A 23,857-nucleotide genomic window follows, 5' to 3' on the forward strand; every position below is an offset into this window, starting at 1 on the left:
TATATGCGTCTATACGACATTGAAACACCTGAACAAATCAAGAATTTATCGGAAGAGCAACTATCCACATTAGCCGATGATATGCGTGATTTCATCATTCAAACGATTGCCCAAAAAGGCGGATATCTGGCGGACAATTTGAGTGTTGTGGATGCGATGGTTGCCTTGCATTTTGTTTTTCAAACACCTCATGATCAACTATTGATTGATGGTGGACATCAATGTTTAGCTCATAAAATTCTAACCGGTCGTTCCACGACTTTTTCAACCTATCGACAAGCTAAGGGTTTAAATACCTTTTGTTGCACCGATGAAAGTATCTATGATACGTGGAATAGCATGCCTCTGGGCAGCTCTCTTTCTATTGCCTTAGGCATGGCTTGTGCACGGGATAAGGCAAAAGAAACATACCAAATCATTGATTTCATTGATTCAAAAGGTATTGTTACGGGATCGAGTTTGGAAGCACTCTATCAAATTGGTTATGGACAACATGGCATGGTCATCATCTTTAATGAAATGGTCCAAACAAAGCCAAAAGCAAATCGCATTTTAGAAACATTGTCTTCGTTGCGTTCGAGCAAAGCGTATCGAAAAGCAAAAGAAAGTGTCAATGATACCTTGCGTTCCAATCGTATTGGCAATGGCGTAGCAACCGCTTTTGGATCGGTCAAAGATCATATCAAAGATAATCTTTTGAGTGATAATTTATTCCAAAATATGGGCTTTGATTATCTTGGACCCATCGATGGTCATGACATGCATGCTTTGATCAATGCTTTCCAAACAGCCAAAGCGGCAAGTCGCCCCATTGTCGTACATATTCAAACCCATCTTTCTTATGGATATCCGTATGCCCAAGATCAAAAGGGTTGGCAAGAAGTCATGCCATTTCATCAAGATACAGGAAAATCCAAAGTCTTGGTTTCGAAAGACCAATGCGATTGGGAAACCTGGATCCAAAGTTGTATTGCGTTCTTACAGAAACAAAACCCAAAATTATCCATGATCGATCCTTCCTTATCTTTGCGTCCCAACCTTGCCTTAGGCATGGCGGCTGGTATCGCCAAAAAAGGATATCATCCATTTGTACAGATTCAAGCAAAAGATGTTGGCCAATGTATTGATACCATTCAGGCTCATTTGGCCCATATGAACAGTCCAGTTATTGTCGGGGTGGACCAGGCGGGTATTGTCGATGGCAAAGGAGATGTCCAACAGGGAATCTATGATATTCAGCTTCTTTCTTCGATTCCTGATATTGTGATTTCGCAACCAAAAGATAGTCAAGAAGCATTGGATCTATTATATACGGCTTCACGAAGTCAAAAGCCTTTTTTCATTCGATATCCATTTGGAATCGTCAATAAACCAACCGAAAAAAATTGTCATGCATTATCCGTTGGTACATGGTCACAATTTCAAATTGGTCTGGATCCAAAATGTATCGTGATCACTTATGGTCCGGAGTTTGATCGTATTCTTTCCAAGGCAAAGGAAAATCAATGGGATATGATCGTGATCAATGCTCGATTTTTTAAACCGGTCGATGAAAAGATCCTCAAACAAATGTTTTTGATGCAGCTACCTATCTATATTTTTGAACCCGATGCCAAAGGATCTTTATCGACCGTCGTGATGCAAGTATACGCCAAAATAAGAAACCCAATACATATTCTCGGTATCGAAGATCACTTTATTCAGCAAGGTTCCATACGTTCGATTCGGATCCAGGAACACATTTCGGTCAATGCATTATTTAAGGAAATAGATCATGAGCAACATGCGGTTAGATAAGGTCTGTGCCATCGAGCTGGGTTCACGAACCAAAGCACAAGATCATATAAAAAAGGGCTTGGTCGAAGTCAATGGAAAAGTGATCCAAAAATCAAGTTATTTGGTTTCTGAACTGGATTCTGTCGTAATAAAGAATGATGGCCATGAATTTGTCTCACGAGCTGCTTATAAATTATTAGGTGCCATTGATACTTTTTCGATCGATCTTAATGATCAAGTCGTACTCGATATTGGCGCAAGCACCGGTGGTTTTACAGATGTTTGTTTACGTCATGATGCCAAAAAAGTATATGCCTTAGATGTGGGTCATTTACAACTGGATCCAACATTAGCGATGGATCCACGAGTCATCAAGATGGAAGGGAAGAATGCCCGTGAATTAAAAACAGATTGGTTTGATGAATCCATTGATTTTATTTGTATGGATGTGAGTTTTATTTCCTGTCAAACCATTTTGGAACATGTTTTTAAGGAAATGATCCCCAAACATCTGGTGGTGTTGGTCAAACCTCAATTTGAATGTGGTCCTCAGGCATTAAACAAACATGGGGTATTAAAAAATGAAAAACTAGCTTTGCAGATTGTAAATAAAAAACAAGCATTTTTGCAAATATATTATCAACAAGTACATGTCATGAAAAGTCCGATCCAGGGGCGTTCTGGCAATCAGGAATATGTCATTTATGCACAAGAAAGGAGATCCAGATGATTGAACAATTGATGGTGAAAAACTATATCTTATTCGATCATGCTTTGATTGATTTTTCGAAGGGCATGAGTGTGATTACTGGAGAAACCGGAGCAGGGAAAAGTTTATTGATCGATGCAATCGGGTATCTTTGTGGCAAGCGTTGTACATCCAATATTGTTCGTAAGGGAAAAGAAAAGGCCACCTTACAAATGGTATTATCGTGTTCCGATCCACAACTCCGATTCTATTTAGAAGAAAATGATTTTGAAGTGGAAGATGAATTGATCATTACTCGAACCATTTCGGCGAATCAAAAAAGTACCATTCGTATCAATCAACAAGTGACCACGTTGAGTTTTGTGCGTCATTTGATGGCTCAATTGATCGATATTCATTCCCAAATGGATACCTATCAATTAATAAAACCAGAAATGCAATTGGTCGTGTTGGATAGTTATGCGAAAACCGATGCCTTAAAAAAAGAAGTTTCGAAGGCATACGCTGTATATAAAGAGCAAAAAATAACGTATGAATCTTTGGTCAATGAAACCTTATCGGATGATGAATTGGATTTTGTGACGCATCAATACAATGCAATTTGTGAAGCCGATGTGCAACCGGATGAATTGGATCAATTATTGACTCAAATCAAACAAAAGGAAGATGCATTACGAAATCAAGAGATGTATGTAGAAAATTTACGTTCTTTGGAAGAAGAACAAGGCATTTTAGATTGCCTTTATTCTTTATTCAAATCTTTGCAGAAAAGTGATGCGTTCCAAAAACAAGCCGATCAAATCCGTGATATGTATTATCAGTTGGATGATATTAAAGAAGCTTTGCACCAACAGATCGAAAATTCAGATGATTCATTGTCTTTAGATGATATGCAAGCACGTGTCTATACGATTCGTGGTTTGTATCAACGCTATGGTGGTTCCTATGATTCATTGATGGCAAAGAAACTTGAATTGGAGCAGCAGATCGATCGAATCTTACATCGGGAAACGGTATTGGAACAAAGTAAAATGGATCTAGAAAAAGCCGAAAAAAAATATGTCGAGCTTGCCCAAAAGCTATCTCAAAAACGACAGGCTTGTTTTAAAGAATTGGAATCAAAAGTGATGTTACATTGTCAAGATTTGATGTTGGAGCATTGTCAATTTCAAATTCGCCAAAACCTGAAGTCCTATGCCGAAGATGGCATTGATGCGATTGCTTTTTATGTATCCATGAATCCAGGTCAGCCCTTTGTGCCTCTAAAAGAAAGTGCATCTGGAGGAGAGCTTAGTCGATTGATGTTGGCTTTAAAGGTTGTTTTCCAAACACAAAAAGGCATTGAAACCATTATTTTTGATGAAATTGATACGGGTGTCAGCGGGCGTGTAGCATATGCGATGGGTGAAAAAATGCATGCCATTTCCAAATCGTATCAGGTTTTGTGCATTACGCATTTGGCTAGTGTCGCGGCTTGGGCCGATACGCATTATTGTGTGCGAAAAAACAGTCAGCAAGATTCAACCTCGACTTCCATCGATGAATTAGATGACGAAGCAAGTTTGATCGAATTAGCGACCATGAGTGCAGGAAAACCAACGCCGGCAGCACTACAAGCGGCCAAAGAATTAAAGGAGCGTGTGACACATGGCTAGAGTCATCTTCCATATTGATATCAACGCTTTTTTTGCGTCTTGCGAAGAAAATCGTCATCCAGAATTAAAGGGTAAACCGGTAGCGATTGGTTCCTTATCACGACGTGGCGTCATTTCTACGGCGAATTATCAGGCAAGAGACTATGGTGTGCATAGTGCCATGCCCGTCTATGAAGCCTTACGAAAATGCCCGGATCTTGAATTGATCGAATCGGATTATTCTTATTATCGATCTTGTAGTCAAGCTTTTTTTCATTATTTATATACCTATACACGAGCCATTGAACCTGCCAGTATCGATGAATGTTTTATGGATGTGACAGACATCATCCGAAATTATCCGCGCCCTTTGGATCTTGCATTTCAAATTCAACAGGGTGTGTATGAAGAAACGGGTCTTCATGTCTCGATTGGGGTAGCACCAACTAAATTCCTGGCAAAAATGGCAAGTGATATGCGAAAACCACATGGTATCACGGTTTTACGAAAAGCGGAATTGGAACAAAAGCTTTGGCCTTTACCCATTGAATCCATGGTTGGCATTGGCAAGCGTTCGGTTCCAAAATTACAAGCTATCGGTATTCATACCATTGGTGATTTTGCCAATATCGATAATGAAAACAAGATCTTGCATTTATTGGGTCCAAGCAGTTATTCATTGATTCAAAAAGCTCGAGGAAAGAGCAGTGATCGTTTGTCCTATTCTACCACGCACAAAAGTATTTCAATTTCAGAAACTTTTGAAAATGATCTTTATACGATCGATGAGGTATTATCGCAAGCGCGACATTTAACATTTGCGTTGTCGCAAAAAATGACGAAAGAAAATTATATGGGTAAATTGATTTCCTTAACGATGCGAGATATTCATTTTCATAATATTGTTCGTTCTCAAACGTTTCGGGAATATACAAATCATGCCAATATCATGTTTGAAGCCATTCGTAATTTGATTGATCAAAATTTTGAAGAAGATCTTGGTTATCGTCATTTAGCGATTCATATGGGATCTTTAAAAGATGCCAAAGAGATCATTGTCCAGCCCACCATGTTTGAACAACCCAAAGAAACAACGGATATGATCTTATCCCAATTGAACCGACAAATACAGGGTATTCATTTGATCAAGGCGAGTGATTTATTAAAGGGGAAAAAAGATGCGTAAGGATTATTTTTTGACCAAAGACCTGGTTTTATATCAAGATCCAGATGGCTTTTGTTTCAATACCGATACTAAATTTTTGGCTCGCTTTATGGAACTGAGAAAAAATGAGGTTGTTTTAGATATTGGTACGAATAATGGGGTTTTATTATTGGCAGCGGATCAATATCCTATCCAGTCCATGATTGGTGTCGAAGTGTTAGAAGAAGCTGCGCAATTGGCTCAATGGAATGCCGATACTTTTTTTTCGCATCCCACCACGATCTTAAATCAACGCATACAAGATGTCCAATTGGATTCGGTAGATGTCATTCTATCCAATCCTCCTTATTTTCAGGATGAAGCGACCAATCCACAGGTAAAAATGAATCGTCGTCAAATGGGGCGTATTGAAAAAAATCTGACGCTGGCTGAATTGATAGAAAATGCGAATCGGCTCTTAAAGAGCAATGGGCGTTTTTATTTTGTGCATCGTTGCAACCGGTTCAATGAAATCGTGCAATGCTTGTTGGCCCATCATTTTTGTATCAAACATCTGCAAATTGCCTATACAAAAGACAAACACATAGCGAAGACCCTTTGTATTGAAGCCATCAAGGAGGGGCATTGTGATTGTGTGGTTTTGCCTCCTTATTTCATCTAGGTATATGATTGGTCATCATCTAAGAAGCGTGTTAAAATACAGTCATGAAGCTAAAAGAGGCAATCGATGATTACTTGATCAATGGTAGGGTCGTCGCTCAAAAAAGTGCAAAGACGATGGATGCGTATCAACATAACTTGTTGGTCTATGAAACATTTCTAGAAAACGAAGCGATTGTCAATGTTGAAGATATTACAATATGGCAGATTGATTCTTTTTTAAATCAGTATGCGGAAGATCATGTGGCAAGTAGTGTCAATCAAATGATTGCGACATTGCATTCCTTTCATAAATTTACTTGTTTGAATCATCCGGAATATAAAGATCCAACAACAAGTTTGCGTGGCATCAACAACAATCGACATTTACCGGTGTATTGTTCGATTGCTGATTTGAAAAAGTTATTTGCGTCTTTTGGTTCTTCCAATCAAGATATTTATCATAAGACCATTTTAGTGGTTTTGTACTCTTGTGGGCTTCGTGTGAGTGAATTATGTGATCTGCGATGCAATGATGTGCATCTGTGTCAACAAATCATCAAAGTCAAAGGGAAGGGTGAAAAAGAAAGAATGATCCCGATGGCTTTGGCTTGTTGTGAACAAATTGCAGAATATATGCGTTTGGTCCGATCCGATTGGGATAAAAAACATATCCCCCAATTGTTTGTGAATCGATTGGGTCATCCTTGTACACGTCAATATGTGCATCATTTAATCAAAGAAAAAGTCAATGCGTTGGATTTGGATCCACGGATCTCGGCCCATAGTTTTCGGCATAGTTTTGCGACCCATTTGTTGGATGGACATGCCGATCTTAGGATCGTACAAGAATTATTAGGTCATAGTGATATTCAAACAACGCAAATATATACACATATTCAATCGGATCGCTTAAAAAAAGCATATGATTCATATTTTTTATGGACGGATAAGAAAGAGGAGGAAAAATAGTATGTCTTGTGAAGGTTGTCCAAATGCAGGAAATTGCAGTAAGGATGCAAGTACTTGTGGCGTAGAAACGAATTCAAAAAATCATATCAAAGATGTCGTTGCCGTAATGAGTGGTAAGGGTGGTGTTGGTAAATCGACCATGACGGTCCTTTTAGCTAAATCATTGGCTGCTCAAGGAAAAAAAGTGGGTATCATGGATGCCGATATCACAGGGCCTAGCATTCCTCGTTTAATGGGGGTTGAAGATCAGCATGCATATGGCACCAAAGAGAATGAGATCTTACCGGTAGTTGTCGATGACATCAAATTAATGTCTTTAAATTTCATGGTAGAAAATGAAAGTGAACCCGTTATTTGGCGAGGTCCGATCGTGGGTAATGTTGTCAAACAATTTTATACCGATGTTCTATGGGAAGATCTGGATGTTTTATTGATCGATATGCCTCCAGGAACGGGAGATGTTGCCTTAACGATCATGCAATCTTTGCCTTTAAAAGGTGTTGTGATGGTATCTACACCACAACCAATGGTTTCCATGATCGTTGAAAAAGCTATCCATATGTGTGAAAAGATGGATATCCCTGTCTTGGGTCTCATTGAAAATATGGCGTATTTGGAATGTCCGAATTGCCATGAACACATTGATTTTTACAATAAAGAAGAATTGGATGCCTTCTTGAACAAGATCAAAGTACCTTGTTATGGTATGTTGCCACAAGTGGATCTATTACGTGATATCAATAGATATGATCAAAGTTATACTTTAGAGCAACAAGAAAAGACAATGGAATTGATGAAAGAAATTGCACAAAGAATGAGTGATGATCTGCAATAATGGAATATCAGTGGATCAAAAACAAACGGTATAAGAATGTTTCGATACGAATCAAAGAAGGACAGATCATTGTAACAAGTCCAACCCAAACGTCAAAGGATTTTGTGGATGCTTTTGTTCAAGATCATAGGCAATGGATCCAAAAACACTTGGTTGCATATGATGCTATACCTCGTATTCATCCAGGCATGACTTTATTTCTTTTAGAAAGACCCTACACTGTAATGGAAGGGAATGTTTGTGCTATCGATTCGGAAGAAGAAACCATTACGATTAATGGCAATGAAAAACATTGGCAAGCCTTATTAAAGGCGTTGGCACAAAAACAAATTACGCCTCGTTTTCGTCAGTGGGAACAAGCTATGGGGTATACAGGATTGACGGTTCGTTATGGATATTATGCATCGAAATGGGGCAGTTGTCGAAAAGATACAGGATCGATCGCAATCAATACAAAGTTACTATTTGTAGATTGGGAAGAAGTGGATTCGGTTTTGGTTCATGAATTATGCCATATGAAATATCCAAATCATTCACAGGCTTTTTATCAGGAAGTCCTAGAATGGATGCCAAATTATTGGAAAGTTCATAAACATTTGATTCATCGTTCCATCCCTATATTCGAACAAAAAGGATGACCATTTTTTTGGTCATCCACTTTTTTATACATTGATTTGTGCTTCAATACCTAATTCATCGCTATGTTTGTCTAAGATTGGATCAATATAATCAACAAAGAATTCTTCGGTTTGTTGAACCGAACGACCAACATAATGGATGGGTTCCATATGCGATTCGATTTGTTCTTTGGTCATGCCAAATTTTGGATCCTTCGCGATACGATCAATCAAATCGTTGGGTTTTCCTTCTTCTTTGACAACTTTTCCAGCCGCCATTGAATGTTCACGAATCAATTCATGTAATTCTTGACGATCTCCACCGGCTTTCACCGCATCCATCATGATATTTTCCGTTGCCATGAATGGCAATTCCTTTAAGAGGTCGGCTTCTACCACTTTTGGATACACAACCATACCATCGGTAATATTTAAATACAAATCTAAGATCCCATCGGTTGCGAGGAAGGCTTCAGCAATACTAATTCGTTTGTTGGCAGAATCATCAAGAGTTCTTTCAAACCATTGTTCACTGGCTGTCATGGCTGGATTCAACGAATCAGCAATCACATAACGAGCTAAAGAACCCATGCGTTCCGATCGCATTGGATTGCGCTTATAAGCCATGGCACTGGAACCAATCTGACCTTTTTCAAATGGTTCTTCTACTTCTTTCATATGTTGCAGTAAACGAATATCATTAGAAAATTTATGAGCACTTTGTGCAATACCCACCAATGCATTGATCACTTGGGTATCGTATTTTCGGGTATAGGTTTGTCCTGAAACTGGGAAATAGTTGTCATATCCTAATTTTTCACAGATTTTCTTATCCAATGCTTTGACCTTTTCCGTATCGTTATTGAATAATTCCATGAAACTGGCTTGTGTTCCAGTTGTTCCTTTGCAGCCTAATAACTTTTTATTTTCCAATAAATGTTCAATTTCGATATAGTCCATATAAAGATCTTGGGCCCATAGGGATGCTCGTTTGCCAATGGTCGTCGGTTGTGCGGGTTGAAAATGAGTAAAAGCTAGGCATGGCATATCTTTATATTCCAAAGCGAACTTTTTGAGTTGGGCCAATACATTAACAATCTTTTTTTGGACCAGTTCCAATGCTTCATGCATGATGATCAAATCGGTATTATCACCTACATAACAGCTAGTAGCACCTAAATGAATGATACCTTTGGCTTTTGGACATTGTACACCATAGGCATATACATGGCTCATCACATCATGACGAACAATTTTTTCACGGGCTTGAGCAACATCATAATTGATATCGTCTTTGTGTGCGATCAATTCATCAATTTGTTCATCCGTGATATCTAGACCTAATTCTTGTTCGGATTGTGCTAAAGCAATCCAAAGTCGTCTCCAGGTGCGAAATTTTTTATCATTTGAAAATAATGCTTGCATTTCTTTGGACGCATATCGTTGCGACAAAGGGGATTGATAATATGCAGTTTGTGCCATTTGTTTTCCTCCATTACAATACTTTTATTATACGTGAGTACAAATACCAATTCAATTTAATTTCGTGTATAATTAGGAACGGATAAAAGGAGAAGCCGTATGAAGCATCTTTCTATTTTAGCAACCAAAGTGAGTTCATCTTTATTGCATCTGATTGGCCATGGTGGTTCTATGCCTGGTGAAATCGGATTGAAATTTGATCAAAATATATTATCAAAACTGAAAATCAACGGTCCGGTCCTCTTAGTAACAGGTACGAATGGAAAAACAAGCACAGCCAACATGATCACCGATCTTCTGGTCGATGCAGGATATGATGTCATTTCCAATCGTAAAGGGGACAACCTGAAAGCAGGAATCACGACTACTTTATTAACGCATAGTTCTTTATCAGGAAACGTGAAGGCCAATGCCATTGTCTTGGAAGTGGATGAATTAAATATCCGTCATATTTTGCCCTATCTTCCTGTAACGGGTTTAGTGGTCACAAATTTTTTCCGGGATCAATTGGATCGAGCCAAAGAAATGGAGCAATTGATTCTTTCCATCGAAAAGGTATTACCGAATTACACAGGTGAATTGATCTTGAATGGCAATGATCCCAATGTCGTTCGTCTATCATATAAAGCTTCAAAAGCACATGCTACCTATTTTGGTATGGATAAAAATATCTATAGCGTCGATCATACCAATGAAGCAAGTGAAGGGAAGTTCTGTCCTCTTTGTGGCCAGAAATTAGACTATGAATATTATCAATATTCGCATATTGGTAAATTTCATTGTAGTTCATGTGATTTTCAAACACCTCCATTGGATATCAAACTGCAAGATATTGATTTAGAAAAAGAAACTTTTACTTGTGATGGAACGGCTTTTCATTCTCCTTATGAAGGTATGTATTCCATGTATAATTGTGCCGCTATCTTAGCCGTAGCTAAAGTTTGCGGTATTTCAGTGGATGTGGCCAAGCGTGTATTTGCTCATGCACCACAACCAAAGGGAAGAAATGAAAAATTTGAAAAAAATGGCCATCTTTGTATCTTGAATTTGGTAAAAAATCCAACGGGCGCCAATGAAGTCATGAAAGTCATTGAAAGAGATACGAAGCCTAAAAAAGTTTGCATCGTCTTAAACGATCGGGAACAAGATGGTACGGATGTTTCTTGGATCTATGATACTTTTTTTGAAAAGATCATAACGGATGAAACCAAAGAAATTGTATGTACCGGTTTACGTGCCAATGATATGGCTTTACGAATTTATTATGGAGGCTATCAAGGATCCATTCGAGTGATCACACAGCTCCAAGATGCGATTCATCAAGCTTTTATAGATATTGATCGCACTTATGTGGTCGCAACCTATACAGCTCTATTACCCGCTCGTGGAGCCATCGTAAAGGAGATGGAATAAGTCTATGGAACAAGTACTGAAAGTTTGTTGGATGTATCATGACATCATGGATCTCTATGGTGATAAAGGAAACATCATGACCTTAAAGAAGCGGTGCCTGGATCGTCATATTGGTTTTGATTTGCATACATGTGGCATTGGCCAAAAAGATGATCTTTCCAATTATGATTTGATTTTTTTGGGTGGCGGTGCCGACAAGGAACAAATTTCTTTGATTCCTGATTTGTTGCAACGAAAAGAAAACATCCAAAAAGCAATGGATGAACATACGTTTATTTTATTGATTTGTGGTGGCTATCAATTGTTTGGTCAATATTATATTGCAGCAGATGGTAAAAAAATTGCCGGTCTTGGTTTTTATCCTTATTATACGGATACGGGAAAAATGGGATCTCGTTGCATTGGCAATATCGTGATCGATGCACAATTGGATGAAATGCACACCAAGATCATTGGGTTTGAAAATCATGGTGGTCAGACTTTAGGTGTAACCAAACCTTTGGGCAAGGTCCTATCAGGTTGTGGGAATGCCTTTGATGCTGGCTTTGAGGGATTCTATGATGGTAAAGTTTTAGGTACCTATTTACATGGACCTTTGTTGCCAAAAAATCCGGATGTAGCTGATTTTGTGATCTATAAAGCATTGAAAAAAAGAAATCCGGATTTACAGTTGAAAGATCTTTCACCACTGACAAATCCATACGATCAAGCGGCTCGTGAGGTCTTGCTCACACGAATGCATATTGAAGATGATAACTAAAAAACGCAGGGCATTATTTTGCTTCTGCGTTTTCAAATGTCAAAATTTCCAGTTCACTAAACATCTTATAAACAACGGTTTTAATGACAGAAATCATGAGTTGGGTTTCGTCATTCATACGGGTGGGTTGAAATTCATTCTTGATCATGCCAAATTGGAGAACTTGATGTAGATAATGGTCAAAACAATCGCTAAAAGAATTATAGACAGTCGCAATACTATTTGTTGTATCATCCGGTTCTAGCCGTCGGACAATTTCAATCATGGTTTGAATTTCGGTCAATGAATAGCATTTTTTTAAAATGCAAACCGCAATTAAGTATGCCAAATGATATTGTTTATAGTGTTTCTTGATAGGCGGATGAACGATACTGTTTTTCACATAATTATTGACCATATTGGAAGTAATAACTTTATCGGGTTTATCTTCTAAAAAAAATAAAGGTGATAATCGATCGTTGATAAAGAAAATCACTTGATCCATATATACATCAAAATCGGGTAATTGCTCCCATTTTGGACATTGAAAAGTGTCGAGTTCTTTTTTAATTTGTGCTATTTCCATAGAGATAGTTTATCATAATATAAAAAACGTTACAATGTAGTTTTAAGAACTAGATTTATTGACTATATAAAACAGTTAGGCTACAATAGGATTACGAGGATAGTTTTATGATAAAAATTGTAACAGACAGTGCGTGTCAAATGTCACCAGCACAAGGAAAACAACATGGTATATATGTAGCTCCTTTGATGATCACAATCAATGGTCATAGTTATCGTGATTTTGAACAAATCACCGGCGTCCAACTGTTACGGATGATCAAAGATGGTGGTGTACCTTCCACTTCACAACCATCCATTGGCGAGAAAACGGATATATATGATCAAATCATTGCCGAAGGCGATGAGATCATTGATATCACGATGGCAGATGGTTTAAGCGGAACCTATTCATCCGCCTTAGTTGCCAAAGCGTCTTGTAAGGATCCAACCAAAGTGTCGGTCGTGAATGCACGTACTTTATGTGTGCCACAATATGTTTTAGTCAACCATGCACAACAAATGGCGGCTTCTGGTGCTAGTAAAGAACAAATCCTATCGATGTTAGAACAATCTATTCCTACTTCAGAAAACTTTATGATTCCTGTGGATTTTGATTTTTTAGTTCGTGGTGGACGTTTATCCAATGCCTCGGGCATATTAGGTGGATTATTGAAATTGATCCCGATCATTCGAGCCAATGATACATGTACAAAGTTAGAAAAATTCGGCATTGTTCGTACGTATACCAAAGCATTAAAAAATATGTTGGATACTTTTGAAAAAGATGGAGTAACCAATGAATATACGTTCTGTCTAGCACATGCACATAATGAAGAATGGGCCAATAAAGCAATGCAAATGATACAAAAACGTTTTGAACATGCAAAGGTTGTTATTTTGCCAATGAGTCCTGCCTATATTTGTCAAGGAGGTCCTGGTTGCATTGCCTTCCAAGCCATTCATATCATTAATGAATAGAGTTTCTTAGGAAGCTCTTTTTTTGAGCGTATGATTTGTTTATCTAACTTGTTTTCGATATATTGATTTCATCTTAATTCGATTGAGAGGTATTTATTATGTTACGTAAAGTAGAAAAACAAGTACAAGGATATCGCACACAAGATGGTGCTGGGGTACAGCTTGTCCGTGTATTAGGTAATGAAACGGTGGATGCGTACGATCCCTTCTTAATGTTGGATGCATTTGATTCCACTGATCCAAATGATTATATCAAAGGATTTCCCATGCATCCTCACCGTGGTATCGAAACTTTCACCTTTCTTTCAAAAGGATGTATCCTTCATGAAGATCATCTTGGTACAAAGGCTTCTATACATGATGGAGAAGCTCAATGGCTTACAGCTGGATCCGGTGCCTTTCATTCTGAAATGCCACAACCATCTGAACGTTTGTTAGGTTTGCAACTTTGGTTGAATCTTCCTGCAAAGGATAAATTAACAGCTAAGCCCTATTATCATGGCGTCATCCAACGCGAGATACAAGAATTTGATTTGGGATATGGAAAATTACGGTTACTTGCAGGAAAATATAAAGATCATAAAGGTATACAAGGAAGATATCTTCCTTTGGATTTCTATGATATTTTACTTGAACCGAATCAATCTTTTGCATTTGATGTGCCAGGCTCCAATAAATCAGCTATGGTTTTCACTTTAGAAGGCAATGCCATTGTTAGTGGAACACCCATTGCTGCCAAAACAGCTGCAAAACTGGGTGCAGGTGATACCGTTTCCATTCAATCTTACGAAGATCCTATTGAAATTATTTTCATGTGCTCTAATCGATTAAAAGAGCCTGTAGCTTGGTATGGCCCTATTGTAATGAATACACAACATGAGTTGTATGAAGCTTTCAATGAATTAAATACCGGCAATTTTATTAAAGAAGTTGCCACTTATGAAAATAAGTAATGAGCTAGAAGGAGAAAAAACAATGAATGCCATTTTTCAACGAACCAGTATTCGACAATTTCAAAATAAGCCAGTAGAAGAAGAAAAAATTGAAAAAATCTTACGAGCCGCCATGGCAGCTCCATCAGCTGGAAATCAACAACCATGGGAATTTTATGTGATTACCAATCCAAAAACGATTCAAGAAGTATCTCAATGTAGTGCCTATGCAGGATGTGCTGCACAAGCACCCGTTGTCCTTGTTCCATGTTTACGAACCAATGGATTGATATTCCCACAAATGGGTGAAATCGATATGGCAATTGCAACGGAAAACATCCTTTTAGAAATTACTGAATTAGGTCTTGGAGGTGTTTGGCTTGGCATTGCGCCATTGGCAGATCGAATCAAAAAGGTAGATTCGATCCTTGATTTAAAAGATAACTTGCATGCTTTTGCATTGATTCCAATTGGCTATCCAGCACAACAGCATCCGCAACAAGATCGTTTTGATATCGATCGAATCCATTTTATTCGATAAACTGAAATTTTTATTATTTTAATATATAATAAATCCTATGAAAAACAAAAAAAGAATATTGAAACGAATTTTTGTAGTGTGTATTGTATTTGTTATTCTTGAATCCATTTTTTACATCCAAGATGGATATTCGATGGATTCCACAGCAAAAAGTGCATTGCATTCAACAGCAGCTGTCATCGTAAAAGAAGAACGATCCGCGACTCTTTTTCAGCCAAATAAGAGAACGAATACTGGTCTTATTTTTTATCCAGGTGGCAAAGTAGAATACCAAGCATACGCACCATTGATGCAAGATTTTGCCAAAAAAGGCATTTATTGTGTATTGGTAAAGATGCCGTTGAATTTAGCTGTATTTGATGTCAATGCTGCCGATTCCTATATACAAACAACAAAAAATATCTCGAATTGGTATATTGGTGGACATTCTCTGGGTGGTGCCATGGCAGCTAAATATGCAGACCAACATCCAAAGAATCTGAAAGGGCTCTTGTTATTAGGTGCCTATAGTACCCAAGATTTGACGGATACAAATTTATCTTGTTTAGCAATTTATGGTAGCCATGATCATATCATGAATCATGGTCATTGGCACAAATATCGTCATGATCTTCCTGAAAATACTGTTGTAAAAATCATTAAAGGTGGAAATCACTCACAATTTGGATCCTATGGTTTACAAAATAAAGATGGTTTACAAAATAAAGACGGAAAAGCTACCATATCACCAGCAAAACAACAACACGAAACTGTCGAAGAAGCAATAAAACTCATGCATATCGCAAATTAAATGAAGAAGCATTGAATTGCTTCTTTTTTTCAATTTTTATAGAAATCTATTTTGTTACATAATATATATTATGCGAAGTATCAGGTTCAAAAATTGATCCTATTACTAAATGTTTGCAGGGCCTTTCTATTCCTTCTGAGAATTGACTGTGAAATCTATTTCTGCGAAAATAGAATAAGTATTTTTACTCTTGCAACTTTGGTTGCGATATCAGTGGATATAAAGGTGGATAAGAAGACATGAAAAAAGAAGAACAGTATTGTGCAGAATTAAACGGAAGATTGTTGAAAAGAGTAAGCGTAATCACTGGTGTTATGGCAGGAGCCATGGCAGATGGATATCTCCGCCTCGTAAGTGGCGATGAAGGTAATCTACTTGTGCATAGTGTATTGTTCCTGCTCGTTACGGTTGTAGTAGCTGGAACAATATATGGTATCGTAAGTTTGAATAGACGTTTATCTTGTAATTGAAACTGAATTCACTATTTTTTTATTATGCGATCTTATGATCCAATCCCCTTTTTTGTTTCCAAGCAACAAAGTGGTCAAGACTCTTTCATACAGGGACATTGGTCACTATTTCATTTGTTGATTTCTCAACTGATACTCTCAATTTAATTCACTAGATTTTTTCTTTTCGTGAAGAATACGGATGACCATAAGGACATTGGATACGGCCAATATGATAAATGCCATGAATGGATGAATCAAGATGGAAAGAAATGCCAACCCAAATCCACCAAAAAGAATCAAGCGAGCCATGGGGTGCATAACTTCATCTTTTTGAGCAGTAGGGTTATTCTTGACAATCGAGGCATCTAAAAATTGAAAACTAAATGTCCACAGAAAAACGATGCCAACATATAGAAATGCAGCTAAATTAGAATTTGGATATCGGCCAAAAACACCGGTTCCAAATGGCACTAAGGTAAGTAAAAACAGCCAAATGCCATTGATCAAATATGTATCGGTCGTTAGGACATCCGCTTTCTGAAAGGCATTATGATGGGATCTCCATGCAAAATAAATCAAAAACAAGCTCACTGTATAGGCGAAAAAAATCGGTACTAATTCAAGTAGATTTGTCATAGACAAACCAACATCTGGTACTTTCATTTCTAATACCATGATAGTTGCTGCAATCGCAATGATGGCATCGGTAAAAGCCATGACACGGTTCTTATCCATTGATCATTTCCTCCTTATCGACATTGTGTTCGTTACGATATTCCGTCACGCTCTTTCCAGTCCAGACCGTAAAGGCTCGTAGAAACGAATTGAGCTCTGCATAGCCTAATAAATAGGCCATGTCATTGGTTGTCATGTCGGTATTCGAAATGTAGTGAATGGCTAAAATCTCTCGAGTGTTGTTCAACTGTTTCCGGAAGGTTGTATTTTCTTCGGCCAGTTTGCGTTGTAATGAACGCTTCGATAAGCCAAGTTTTTCTGCTACATCCTCAATGGTCCCCTCTCCTCCTGGAAGTAATTCTGTCAGAGCACTTCGTACCCTTGCACTGATGGAATCATCCATATCCAGATCAGAAAGTCTCTTTGTCAGTTCTGGTTCAAAATAGCTCCACATCGCATCGTTGCATCGTTAAAAGAGATAAAAGGTTCTTGAAGATCTTTTATTGAAAATGTGATGGCATTCACTTTAGCTGCTTGTGGTTCTCTACCTGCAAAAGATGAAAATGCATGGTCATTTGGTAGAACACACATCTGGATCTGTATAGGATCAATATCTTCATGTGTTGCTTTTCGAATCATACCAATCAAGAAAGAAAATTCCGACTGTACAAGGAAACATGGTAATTCGAGAGATTCATCACCCGGAATAAATTGTACCGTTTCTTCGTCCTCATTCTTTATCACAAGAAAGCGCATAGGGCCAATCAATTTCTTATAGCGTTCCAATCGATTGATGCACATTTCCCTATTTTTACTGCACCAAGAAGCAAAAATCGGTGGTGAAAACGATTCAATCTGATTTGTCGTTGCCATTTTCACTGGCAACGCTGGATCATCAGACACTTGCGAAACAGCATTTAAAAATCGATAGTATTCTTCTTGCATGGTGACCGTTTTATGCTTGAAGATATCCTCTGGCAGTTGAACTTTTCGCAAAACAGCTCTTGGATCAAGACCAAAATATTTTAGAAGATCTTCATATCTCCCATCAATAATAAAATGATTCATATCATAATACCTCATTTTTCCTTATTATATATCGCAGAAAATACCCTTTTGAATATCATTACATGCCATATTCTATTTCATTTCTGGATGTACATAGCGAAACCGGTTTTCCGTTTTTCTACCATATTGGATAGCTTGCACATGACAACGATTGATACAACCAGAACATTTCGTACAATGCGATGCTCTCCATGTTGGTTTTCCATCCACAAGACGGATGATGCCATCAGGACAATTCCTTTCACATTTGCCACAATGAATGCATGCATCATTCACATGAAACGCTTTTGTTCCACGAATAGCATCATAATACACGGGCTGCATCATTTTTGAAGTGAAACCACTTCCTGGATCATTCTGTTTTTCCTGTTCGATCGTCTTTTTTAATACACTAAGTTTCTGTTCTGCTTTTCTTAACTTCTTTTGATTTTCTTCTGGTGATGCTAAATCATAATAAAATACCATATCATCTGGCATCGCAAGAGAAAACAAAGCATTGAGTTGAATATCACGTTTTGATAACTCCTCTTTTAGATAAGCACCCGCATGCCCAGTATTACCACCACAAACAATGACGGAAAAAACATATCCTTGTCCCGTTAACTTTAGATGTTGAACAAAGTGAAGTACCACATGACTTAACGTGAAACAATAAACAGGAAAAATAAATCCGACACGCTCTCCTTTTTCTAAATGATACAAATGGTCTCCTTTTGCCATATTGACAAGCTTTTCGCCAGGATGTAAAAGGGTCCTTGCGACATGTAATGAATTTCCTGTTCCCGAAAAAGAAAATAGCACGTTTCTATTCCTCCCATTAAAGAGCCGACCTTTTTTATATACTAGCGAATGTCTCAGCAATATTGTACCTTTTTGATTCCTCGTTTTCTTTTCTTATTATAGCTTTTTTATTTACTTGTTGGCACTGCCACGAAGCTGCATATCGTATACATTATTCATCAACATCTTCTTTGGCATCATTGGTGAAAGTGGCATGAAGATCTTTTGTGCACCAACTAGACTAGCAGTCACATTCAATTCGCCTTTTTCCATGCCTTCATAACCCGCTTTGGCTTTGGCGACTGGCATCGGACTTGTGGCTTTGGCAAATAAAGCTGTATCGCCTAAACCGCCCTCATTTGCAAATCCAGTTGACATTCAATGTTGTTACGGTGACACCCGTATCTTTCAATTCACGCCATAACGCATTGGAAAAGCTGGTCATGTAAGCTTTTGTCGCATAATAGACAGCCTGTAATGGTCCAGGCATCACGGCTGCGGTTGAGCTGACATTCAAAACCTTGCCACTCCCTCGTTGGATCATATCTTTAAGGAATAACTTCAAGATACGAGTTGGTGTTTAGACATTGACCGCGATCATGGACAGATCCTGATCCATGGTGCGTTCTCTAGCAAAATCACCCTGACCACCAAAACCCGCATTATTGATGATGACATCCGGAAGCCAATCCTTTTTCTGGCAGGTATCATAAATGATCTGTGCTGCTTCGGGTTTGGATAGATCTGTCGCAATCGTGTGGATCTCTACATGATATTTGGCTGCCGCTTCTTTGGCTTGTGCATCCAATTTGGCTTCGACCGACAAGGATCATGTCTCCCCCTTTTTGTCCGTGAATATTTACAAAGCAAGTTCCAAGTCCGCCATACGATCCGGTAATCAATGCTACATTTTTCATTTGTGTTCTGCTTTATGAGAGGAAAGAAATCATACATTTCTTTCCTGTCCTCTTTACAGGGATAAGAATACAAAAGAAAGGACCACAAATGAACATCATAAGATTCCATCTTTCCATCACTTTGTGCCATTCTATATGCAATACATTTGTCCTGCTAATCCACAAATGATTTATCTCTATCTTATTGTCCGTTTCCATTCTTTGCATTTTTTAAAAATATTTATTATTTTATAAGCATTTATTTATCTTCATTTTAAGTTTATCCGGTAACTTATGCATGAGGTGATGATGTGAATAACTGGTCTATTTTCAGTAAATATCGGAATCAGATCTTTGGATTGGCAAGTTTAAGTATTATCGTTTACCATTTGACCAAAGATATTGAAACATATCACATCCATGGAACATGGGCTACATTCAGTTCAGTCTATCAAACATGGATTGGTGCCTGCGGTGTAGATTGGTTTCTATTTTTATCCGGTATGGGTTTGTTTTTTTCATTACATAAAAATCCAAATATTATTTCTTTTTTCAAACGACGCATTCATCGTTTATTGATTCCTTATATTTTAATTGGAATCACATATTGGATACTTTATGACCTTGTTTTGAACCATAGTTCTTTATTGGCATTTATGAGTGATGTTTGTTTTGTGATCGTTGCTTATTGTATGTATCCACTCCTATTTTCTCTGTGCAATGGAAAACATGAATCTCGTAAACTATGGATTGGCTTCGGTTTGATATTGAGTAGTATCTACGTATTGTCTCAATATAACTACTACATGTATTATCATACACATGTTTTCTTTACCCGTTTTATGATTTTTTACATTGGTTGTATATGTGCTCATAAAATCTATCAAAAAGAATCCATTTGTACATTTGATTCATTATTGTTTACCCTGGGCATACCATTAAAGATCTTATATGAAACTTTGCCGTTAGTGTATTCCCCGATCCTTTATCGATTTGTTGAATGTTTCTGGGCACTATCATTATTATATTTGATCATTTATTTTATGGAACATTTAAAAACAAGTCAATTTTTTGAATTTTGTGGGAAATGGTCACTCGAAATCTATATGTTGCATATTTCGTATCGCTCGCTATTTAAGATATTGATTTATGATCAAACCCAAATTCCTTTTGTAGGAGTCTATGCTTTGGTCATCGCATGTACTTTTCTTTCTATTCCTATTTATAACGAGATACAAACGCAATTATTTCACATATATCGTAAAGGAAAAATGTATCTTTCCAACTATTTGCGATATATACAAAAACTCTTAAATCCAATTTCATACTAGGCTGTACACATTAAAATCGTATGTAATGAAAACATTCATCCGATATTCATTGTCTGGGTCTTTTCATAAACAGCAGGCACATAGACGATCGGACTTTTCTCATAGTTTTTGCCTTTAAAAGTGATTGGATAGGTAACCTTTCCCCAATGACCATTGCGGATGGAAGAGGCATTTTCTTGGATCGATCATTGCTTCTGTTTATTGGCTTCTACCAGATCGCACAATGAAACATTTTCATTGCGATATCGCGCCGTTGGATTCGGTTGTTCATATCCAAGAACAGGATTCATTTGGATGGCAAGTTTGGACACGCATGAATACAAGCTTGACAATTTTCTGGGGTACGCACGGCAGATGATTTTCAAGATGAATACAACCAACCGGACATAACGATGTACAAATACCACAACCAATACCATCCTCGGTAAAGCGAAGTCTGCTCAAATGGTTTCAGACTGATTTGCGACATTGTTCAAATAATTTTGATGTACCTGTCGATTGGAATCCGCCACAACTTCATGATCATTTCGCTTTGTTTGAATGTCTTTACGAATATTCTCAAATTGAACATCCACATGTTTATCCATGGATGTCTGTTGAACCCTTTCAAAAGCTGGTAAAAAATTATCCATTATCAAGATCGTATGAATATAGTTCACTTGTTTATGCACTTGTTCAAATCCTTTTGTGCCAATTCCACCGCATTGGAATGACGATTTCCATATGTTAAAACTCAATATATATCGTTTGCATCAAACGTTGCTCTCTGCATAATATCTTTGACCATTTTTGGCATTTCATGCCCATATATCGGACTCACTCCTCTTTAAAATAAAGATCTGAATGCATCATTTGTGGAATACTATACGAGTTTTTATCCAATTCTGTTGCTGAAAATTCATGATGACCTCCCACAATCATATGTATCCTACCGGTCCAATTCTTCTTTATACAATATTAGATCTGCATACGAGTATTCATTTTTTGTATTGCATAAAAAAAGCCGATATTACTCGACATTTGATCCTATTTTAATTTTTTGTCAAACGGTCATTCAACTTGCCAAACTTCTTGAGCGATTTCTTTGACTAATTTTAATTTTTCCCATTGTTGGTCTTCACTCAATTGATTTCCAATCTCACAAGACGCAAAACCACATTGTGGACTGAGATACAAACGATCCAAAGGAACATATTTGGCCGCTTCATGGATACGAGCAATGACTTCTTCTTTGTTTTCAAGTTTAGGTGATTTGGTCGTCACTAGACCCAATACCACTTTCTTATCATTGGTTACTTTGGCCAATGGCTCAAAGCCACCAGATCGTTCATCATCAAATTCTAAATAATAAGCATTCACATTTTCTTGGCCAAACAACACATCTGCTACGGGATCATAAGCACCACTATTGGCATATGTCGAATGAAAATTACCACGACATACATGTGTATTGATGATCATATCTTTTGGAGCATTCGCAATGACTTGATTATTGATATCTTTATATGTTTTTTGGATATCCAATACACCTTCTGGGCTCACGCCATAGGCTAAATGACCATTTCGATCGGCCATCATGCCCCATGTACAATCATCCAATTGCAAGTTACGACAGCCTGCATTGTAAAGATCTTGAATGAATTTTCCATATCCCGCAACAATATCGGCCACTAGATCTTCATCGGAATCATAATATTTTTCGGTAGCCAAACGGTTAAATGGCATTGTAAATTGAGCTAAAAATTGCGCTGGTGCCGGAATGGTTTGTTTCGCAATCGTTGTTTCATCTTCAAATTGTTTCACAAAGGAAAAATGATCCACAAACGGATGCTTTTTGGAAAGACCAACCTTTCCTGTAATATATGTATCATCAATCATGGCTGCTTCATCATGAAATGGAAGACCGGTCTTCGTTGGTGCGTGACCGATTCCATCAAATGCCCACATAAAGTCTAAATGCCAAGTTGCTCTACGAAATTCTCCATCTGTGATCACATGATAGCCTAGAGATTTGATCTTGGTGATCAATGCCGTGATAGCTTGGTCTTCCACTTCTTTTAATTGATCATAGCTCAACAAGCCTTGGTCAAATTGGGCTCTGGCTGCTTTTAATTTTTCAGGTCGTAGGAAACTTCCTACATAATCATATCGAAAAGGTGTTTGTAACTTACACATATCTTATTCCTCCTATCAATGAAACTATTATATTTTATATTATCTTTTTCGTATAATATGATTAAACTAGTATTTATATAGTTTCAATCTATAGGTCAATTTAAAACGCCTTTCCTTACGCTTTTTTATGGATTCAATTCCTGAAAAAACTCTATTTCTTCTCCAACCGGTCCAATACAAAAGGCCATTCGTAAAGAATAAGGTGGATTGCTTGGAAGATTCACATTATTTGGTCCTTTTGTGATGGGATATCCCGCTTTTCGAACGGCATCTACACATCCATCCACATCATTTGTAGCCAACGCAAAATGACGAATGGTTCCTTGTGGCAGATCATCAATATCTTCTGTAAACACTTCGATGCCACCATTTCCTGTATCAAACGTAGCACAAGGATGTTTGTCATCTCCCCAACTTCTTAAGATGTCTAGACCTAAGGTCGTCACATAAAATTCTTTTACTTTCGTAAATTCTTCTTTATTCTTGCATTTGATGCATACGTGCTCAATTCCTTGAATGAAATCTTTCATGATCCATTTCCTTTCTTTTTTTATCAATGGTACTACTTTTCTCAAAAATCATCTTCATTTGACTAAGAACCCCGTCCTATGAGGAATTTTCAATCATTTTTTTATTCAAAAGATATTGTACATGATGTGAGACAGGGGCAAATTGGTAAATTTAATATTGG

29 protein-coding genes are annotated in these 23,857 nt (G+C 37.5%); 16 read left to right on the top strand and 13 right to left on the bottom strand.

Features of this window, described 5'->3' with window-relative positions; translation table 11 throughout:
* Positions 1–3 precede the first annotated feature (3 nt).
* The 8 genes from MOZ64_RS02515 to MOZ64_RS02550 are packed head-to-tail and all read left to right on the top strand — an operon-like array spanning position 4 to position 8,368.
* Positions 4–1,797 (top strand): 1-deoxy-D-xylulose-5-phosphate synthase N-terminal domain-containing protein, encoded by a 1,794-nt coding sequence (locus MOZ64_RS02515; protein ID WP_320325048.1) that lies wholly within the window; start codon positions 4–6, stop codon positions 1,795–1,797.
* The gene (locus MOZ64_RS02520; RefSeq protein ID WP_320325049.1) at positions 1,775–2,506 is read left to right on the top strand and encodes a TlyA family RNA methyltransferase; all 732 of its coding nucleotides are present in this window, start codon (positions 1,775–1,777) and stop codon (positions 2,504–2,506) included. The genes MOZ64_RS02515 and MOZ64_RS02520 overlap by 23 nt, the downstream gene beginning before the upstream one ends.
* Positions 2,503–4,140 carry a DNA repair protein RecN gene (locus tag MOZ64_RS02525; protein ID WP_320325050.1) on the top strand — a complete coding sequence of 546 codons (1,638 nt, stop codon included), beginning with the start codon at positions 2,503–2,505 and terminating at the stop codon, positions 4,138–4,140. Before MOZ64_RS02520 ends, MOZ64_RS02525 begins: the two co-directional genes overlap by 4 nt.
* Entirely contained in the window at positions 4,133–5,305 is a 1,173-nt protein-coding gene (gene dinB / locus MOZ64_RS02530) for a DNA polymerase IV (protein ID WP_320325051.1), read from the top strand. The genes MOZ64_RS02525 and dinB overlap by 8 nt, the downstream gene beginning before the upstream one ends.
* Positions 5,298–5,945, top strand: a complete 648-nt coding sequence (locus MOZ64_RS02535; RefSeq protein ID WP_320325052.1) for a tRNA1(Val) (adenine(37)-N6)-methyltransferase — start codon at positions 5,298–5,300, stop codon at positions 5,943–5,945. The genes dinB and MOZ64_RS02535 overlap by 8 nt, the downstream gene beginning before the upstream one ends.
* A gap of 44 nt (positions 5,946–5,989) precedes the next feature.
* Entirely contained in the window at positions 5,990–6,895 is a 906-nt protein-coding gene (locus MOZ64_RS02540; protein WP_320325053.1) for a tyrosine-type recombinase/integrase, read from the top strand.
* A gap of 1 nt (position 6,896) precedes the next feature.
* A complete protein-coding gene (locus MOZ64_RS02545) occupies positions 6,897–7,730 on the top strand; it encodes an Mrp/NBP35 family ATP-binding protein (protein WP_320325054.1) in 834 nt (277 codons plus the stop codon).
* A complete protein-coding gene (locus tag MOZ64_RS02550) occupies positions 7,730–8,368 on the top strand; it encodes a M48 family metallopeptidase (protein WP_320325055.1) in 639 nt (212 codons plus the stop codon). The genes MOZ64_RS02545 and MOZ64_RS02550 overlap by 1 nt, the downstream gene beginning before the upstream one ends.
* Before the next feature lie 24 nt (positions 8,369–8,392).
* On the opposite strand, the gene purB is transcribed toward MOZ64_RS02550, so the two are convergent.
* On the bottom strand, positions 8,393–9,829 hold the full coding sequence (purB, locus tag MOZ64_RS02555; protein ID WP_320325056.1) for an adenylosuccinate lyase: 1,437 nt from the start codon (positions 9,827–9,829) through the stop codon (positions 8,393–8,395).
* Positions 9,830–9,928: 99 nt separating this feature from the next.
* Here purB and MOZ64_RS02560 point away from each other — a divergent pair, with 99 nt between their 5' ends.
* Both MOZ64_RS02560 and MOZ64_RS02565 read left to right on the top strand, forming a co-directional pair.
* Positions 9,929–11,242, top strand: coding sequence for a Mur ligase family protein (locus tag MOZ64_RS02560; RefSeq protein ID WP_320325057.1), 1,314 nt, complete (start codon positions 9,929–9,931; stop codon positions 11,240–11,242).
* Between the two features lie 4 nt (positions 11,243–11,246).
* Positions 11,247–12,002, top strand: a complete 756-nt coding sequence (locus MOZ64_RS02565; RefSeq protein ID WP_320325058.1) for a type 1 glutamine amidotransferase — start codon at positions 11,247–11,249, stop codon at positions 12,000–12,002.
* A gap of 13 nt (positions 12,003–12,015) precedes the next feature.
* Here MOZ64_RS02565 and MOZ64_RS02570 read toward each other — a convergent pair whose 3' ends face one another.
* Positions 12,016–12,567, bottom strand: a complete 552-nt coding sequence (locus MOZ64_RS02570; protein ID WP_320325059.1) for a DUF1836 domain-containing protein — start codon at positions 12,565–12,567, stop codon at positions 12,016–12,018.
* A 107-nt stretch (positions 12,568–12,674) separates the two neighbouring features.
* Here MOZ64_RS02570 and MOZ64_RS02575 point away from each other — a divergent pair, with 107 nt between their 5' ends.
* The 5 genes from MOZ64_RS02575 to MOZ64_RS02595 all read left to right on the top strand — a co-directional run bounded on the left by MOZ64_RS02575 (position 12,675) and on the right by MOZ64_RS02595 (position 16,259).
* Complete coding sequence (locus MOZ64_RS02575; RefSeq protein WP_320325060.1) at positions 12,675–13,526, top strand: DegV family protein; 852 nt, start codon at positions 12,675–12,677, stop codon at positions 13,524–13,526.
* Positions 13,527–13,624: 98 nt separating this feature from the next.
* Positions 13,625–14,479, top strand: a complete 855-nt coding sequence (locus MOZ64_RS02580; RefSeq protein ID WP_320325061.1) for a pirin family protein — start codon at positions 13,625–13,627, stop codon at positions 14,477–14,479.
* 22 nt (positions 14,480–14,501) lie between these two features.
* Positions 14,502–14,999 (top strand): nitroreductase family protein, encoded by a 498-nt coding sequence (locus tag MOZ64_RS02585; RefSeq protein WP_320325062.1) that lies wholly within the window; start codon positions 14,502–14,504, stop codon positions 14,997–14,999.
* 133 nt (positions 15,000–15,132) lie between these two features.
* Positions 15,133–15,789: an alpha/beta fold hydrolase gene (locus tag MOZ64_RS02590; protein ID WP_320325063.1), complete on the top strand. Its 657-nt coding sequence runs from the start codon at positions 15,133–15,135 to the stop codon at positions 15,787–15,789.
* A gap of 239 nt (positions 15,790–16,028) precedes the next feature.
* Complete coding sequence (locus MOZ64_RS02595; RefSeq protein ID WP_320325064.1) at positions 16,029–16,259, top strand: hypothetical protein; 231 nt, start codon at positions 16,029–16,031, stop codon at positions 16,257–16,259.
* Positions 16,260–16,397: 138 nt separating this feature from the next.
* On the opposite strand, the gene MOZ64_RS02600 is transcribed toward MOZ64_RS02595, so the two are convergent.
* The 7 genes from MOZ64_RS02600 to MOZ64_RS11600 form a co-directional block, all read right to left on the bottom strand.
* A complete protein-coding gene (locus MOZ64_RS02600; protein WP_320325065.1) occupies positions 16,398–16,976 on the bottom strand; it encodes a TMEM175 family protein in 579 nt (192 codons plus the stop codon).
* The gene (locus MOZ64_RS02605) at positions 16,969–17,370 is read right to left on the bottom strand and encodes a helix-turn-helix domain-containing protein (RefSeq protein ID WP_320325066.1); all 402 of its coding nucleotides are present in this window, start codon (positions 17,368–17,370) and stop codon (positions 16,969–16,971) included. The genes MOZ64_RS02600 and MOZ64_RS02605 overlap by 8 nt, the downstream gene beginning before the upstream one ends.
* Complete coding sequence (locus MOZ64_RS02610) at positions 17,343–17,984, bottom strand: AraC family transcriptional regulator ligand-binding domain-containing protein (RefSeq protein ID WP_320325067.1); 642 nt, start codon at positions 17,982–17,984, stop codon at positions 17,343–17,345. Before MOZ64_RS02610 ends, MOZ64_RS02605 begins: the two co-directional genes overlap by 28 nt.
* A 72-nt stretch (positions 17,985–18,056) precedes the next feature.
* Positions 18,057–18,785, bottom strand: coding sequence for an EFR1 family ferrodoxin (locus MOZ64_RS02615; protein WP_320325068.1), 729 nt, complete (start codon positions 18,783–18,785; stop codon positions 18,057–18,059).
* 111 nt (positions 18,786–18,896) lie between these two features.
* Entirely contained in the window at positions 18,897–19,142 is a 246-nt protein-coding gene (locus MOZ64_RS02620) for a hypothetical protein (RefSeq protein ID WP_320325069.1), read from the bottom strand.
* Positions 19,120–19,281 carry an SDR family NAD(P)-dependent oxidoreductase gene (locus MOZ64_RS11595; RefSeq protein ID WP_370659447.1) on the bottom strand — a complete coding sequence of 54 codons (162 nt, stop codon included), beginning with the start codon at positions 19,279–19,281 and terminating at the stop codon, positions 19,120–19,122. The genes MOZ64_RS02620 and MOZ64_RS11595 overlap by 23 nt, the downstream gene beginning before the upstream one ends.
* Before the next feature lie 63 nt (positions 19,282–19,344).
* Complete coding sequence (locus tag MOZ64_RS11600; RefSeq protein ID WP_370659448.1) at positions 19,345–19,590, bottom strand: SDR family oxidoreductase; 246 nt, start codon at positions 19,588–19,590, stop codon at positions 19,345–19,347.
* 381 nt (positions 19,591–19,971) lie between these two features.
* On the opposite strand from MOZ64_RS11600, the gene MOZ64_RS02630 reads away from it, so the two are divergent.
* Positions 19,972–20,991, top strand: coding sequence for an acyltransferase family protein (locus tag MOZ64_RS02630; protein WP_320325070.1), 1,020 nt, complete (start codon positions 19,972–19,974; stop codon positions 20,989–20,991).
* Between the two features lie 185 nt (positions 20,992–21,176).
* Here the strand turns inward: MOZ64_RS02630 and MOZ64_RS02635 are convergent, their stop codons facing one another.
* The 4 genes from MOZ64_RS02635 to MOZ64_RS02650 all read right to left on the bottom strand — a co-directional run bounded on the left by MOZ64_RS02635 (position 21,177) and on the right by MOZ64_RS02650 (position 23,696).
* Positions 21,177–21,398, bottom strand: a complete 222-nt coding sequence (locus MOZ64_RS02635) for a hypothetical protein (protein WP_320325071.1) — start codon at positions 21,396–21,398, stop codon at positions 21,177–21,179.
* 33 nt (positions 21,399–21,431) lie between these two features.
* On the bottom strand, positions 21,432–21,662 hold the full coding sequence (locus MOZ64_RS02640) for a hypothetical protein (protein WP_320325072.1): 231 nt from the start codon (positions 21,660–21,662) through the stop codon (positions 21,432–21,434).
* Between the two features lie 379 nt (positions 21,663–22,041).
* The gene (locus MOZ64_RS02645) at positions 22,042–23,166 is read right to left on the bottom strand and encodes a 5-methyltetrahydropteroyltriglutamate--homocysteine S-methyltransferase (RefSeq protein WP_320325073.1); all 1,125 of its coding nucleotides are present in this window, start codon (positions 23,164–23,166) and stop codon (positions 22,042–22,044) included.
* A gap of 125 nt (positions 23,167–23,291) precedes the next feature.
* Positions 23,292–23,696 (bottom strand): VOC family protein, encoded by a 405-nt coding sequence (locus MOZ64_RS02650; RefSeq protein ID WP_320325074.1) that lies wholly within the window; start codon positions 23,694–23,696, stop codon positions 23,292–23,294.
* Positions 23,697–23,857 lie beyond the last annotated feature (161 nt).

It is taken from the genome of Absicoccus intestinalis, from assembly GCF_033971885.1.
GTDB lineage: Bacteria > Bacillota_I > Bacilli_A > Erysipelotrichales > Erysipelotrichaceae > Absicoccus > Absicoccus intestinalis.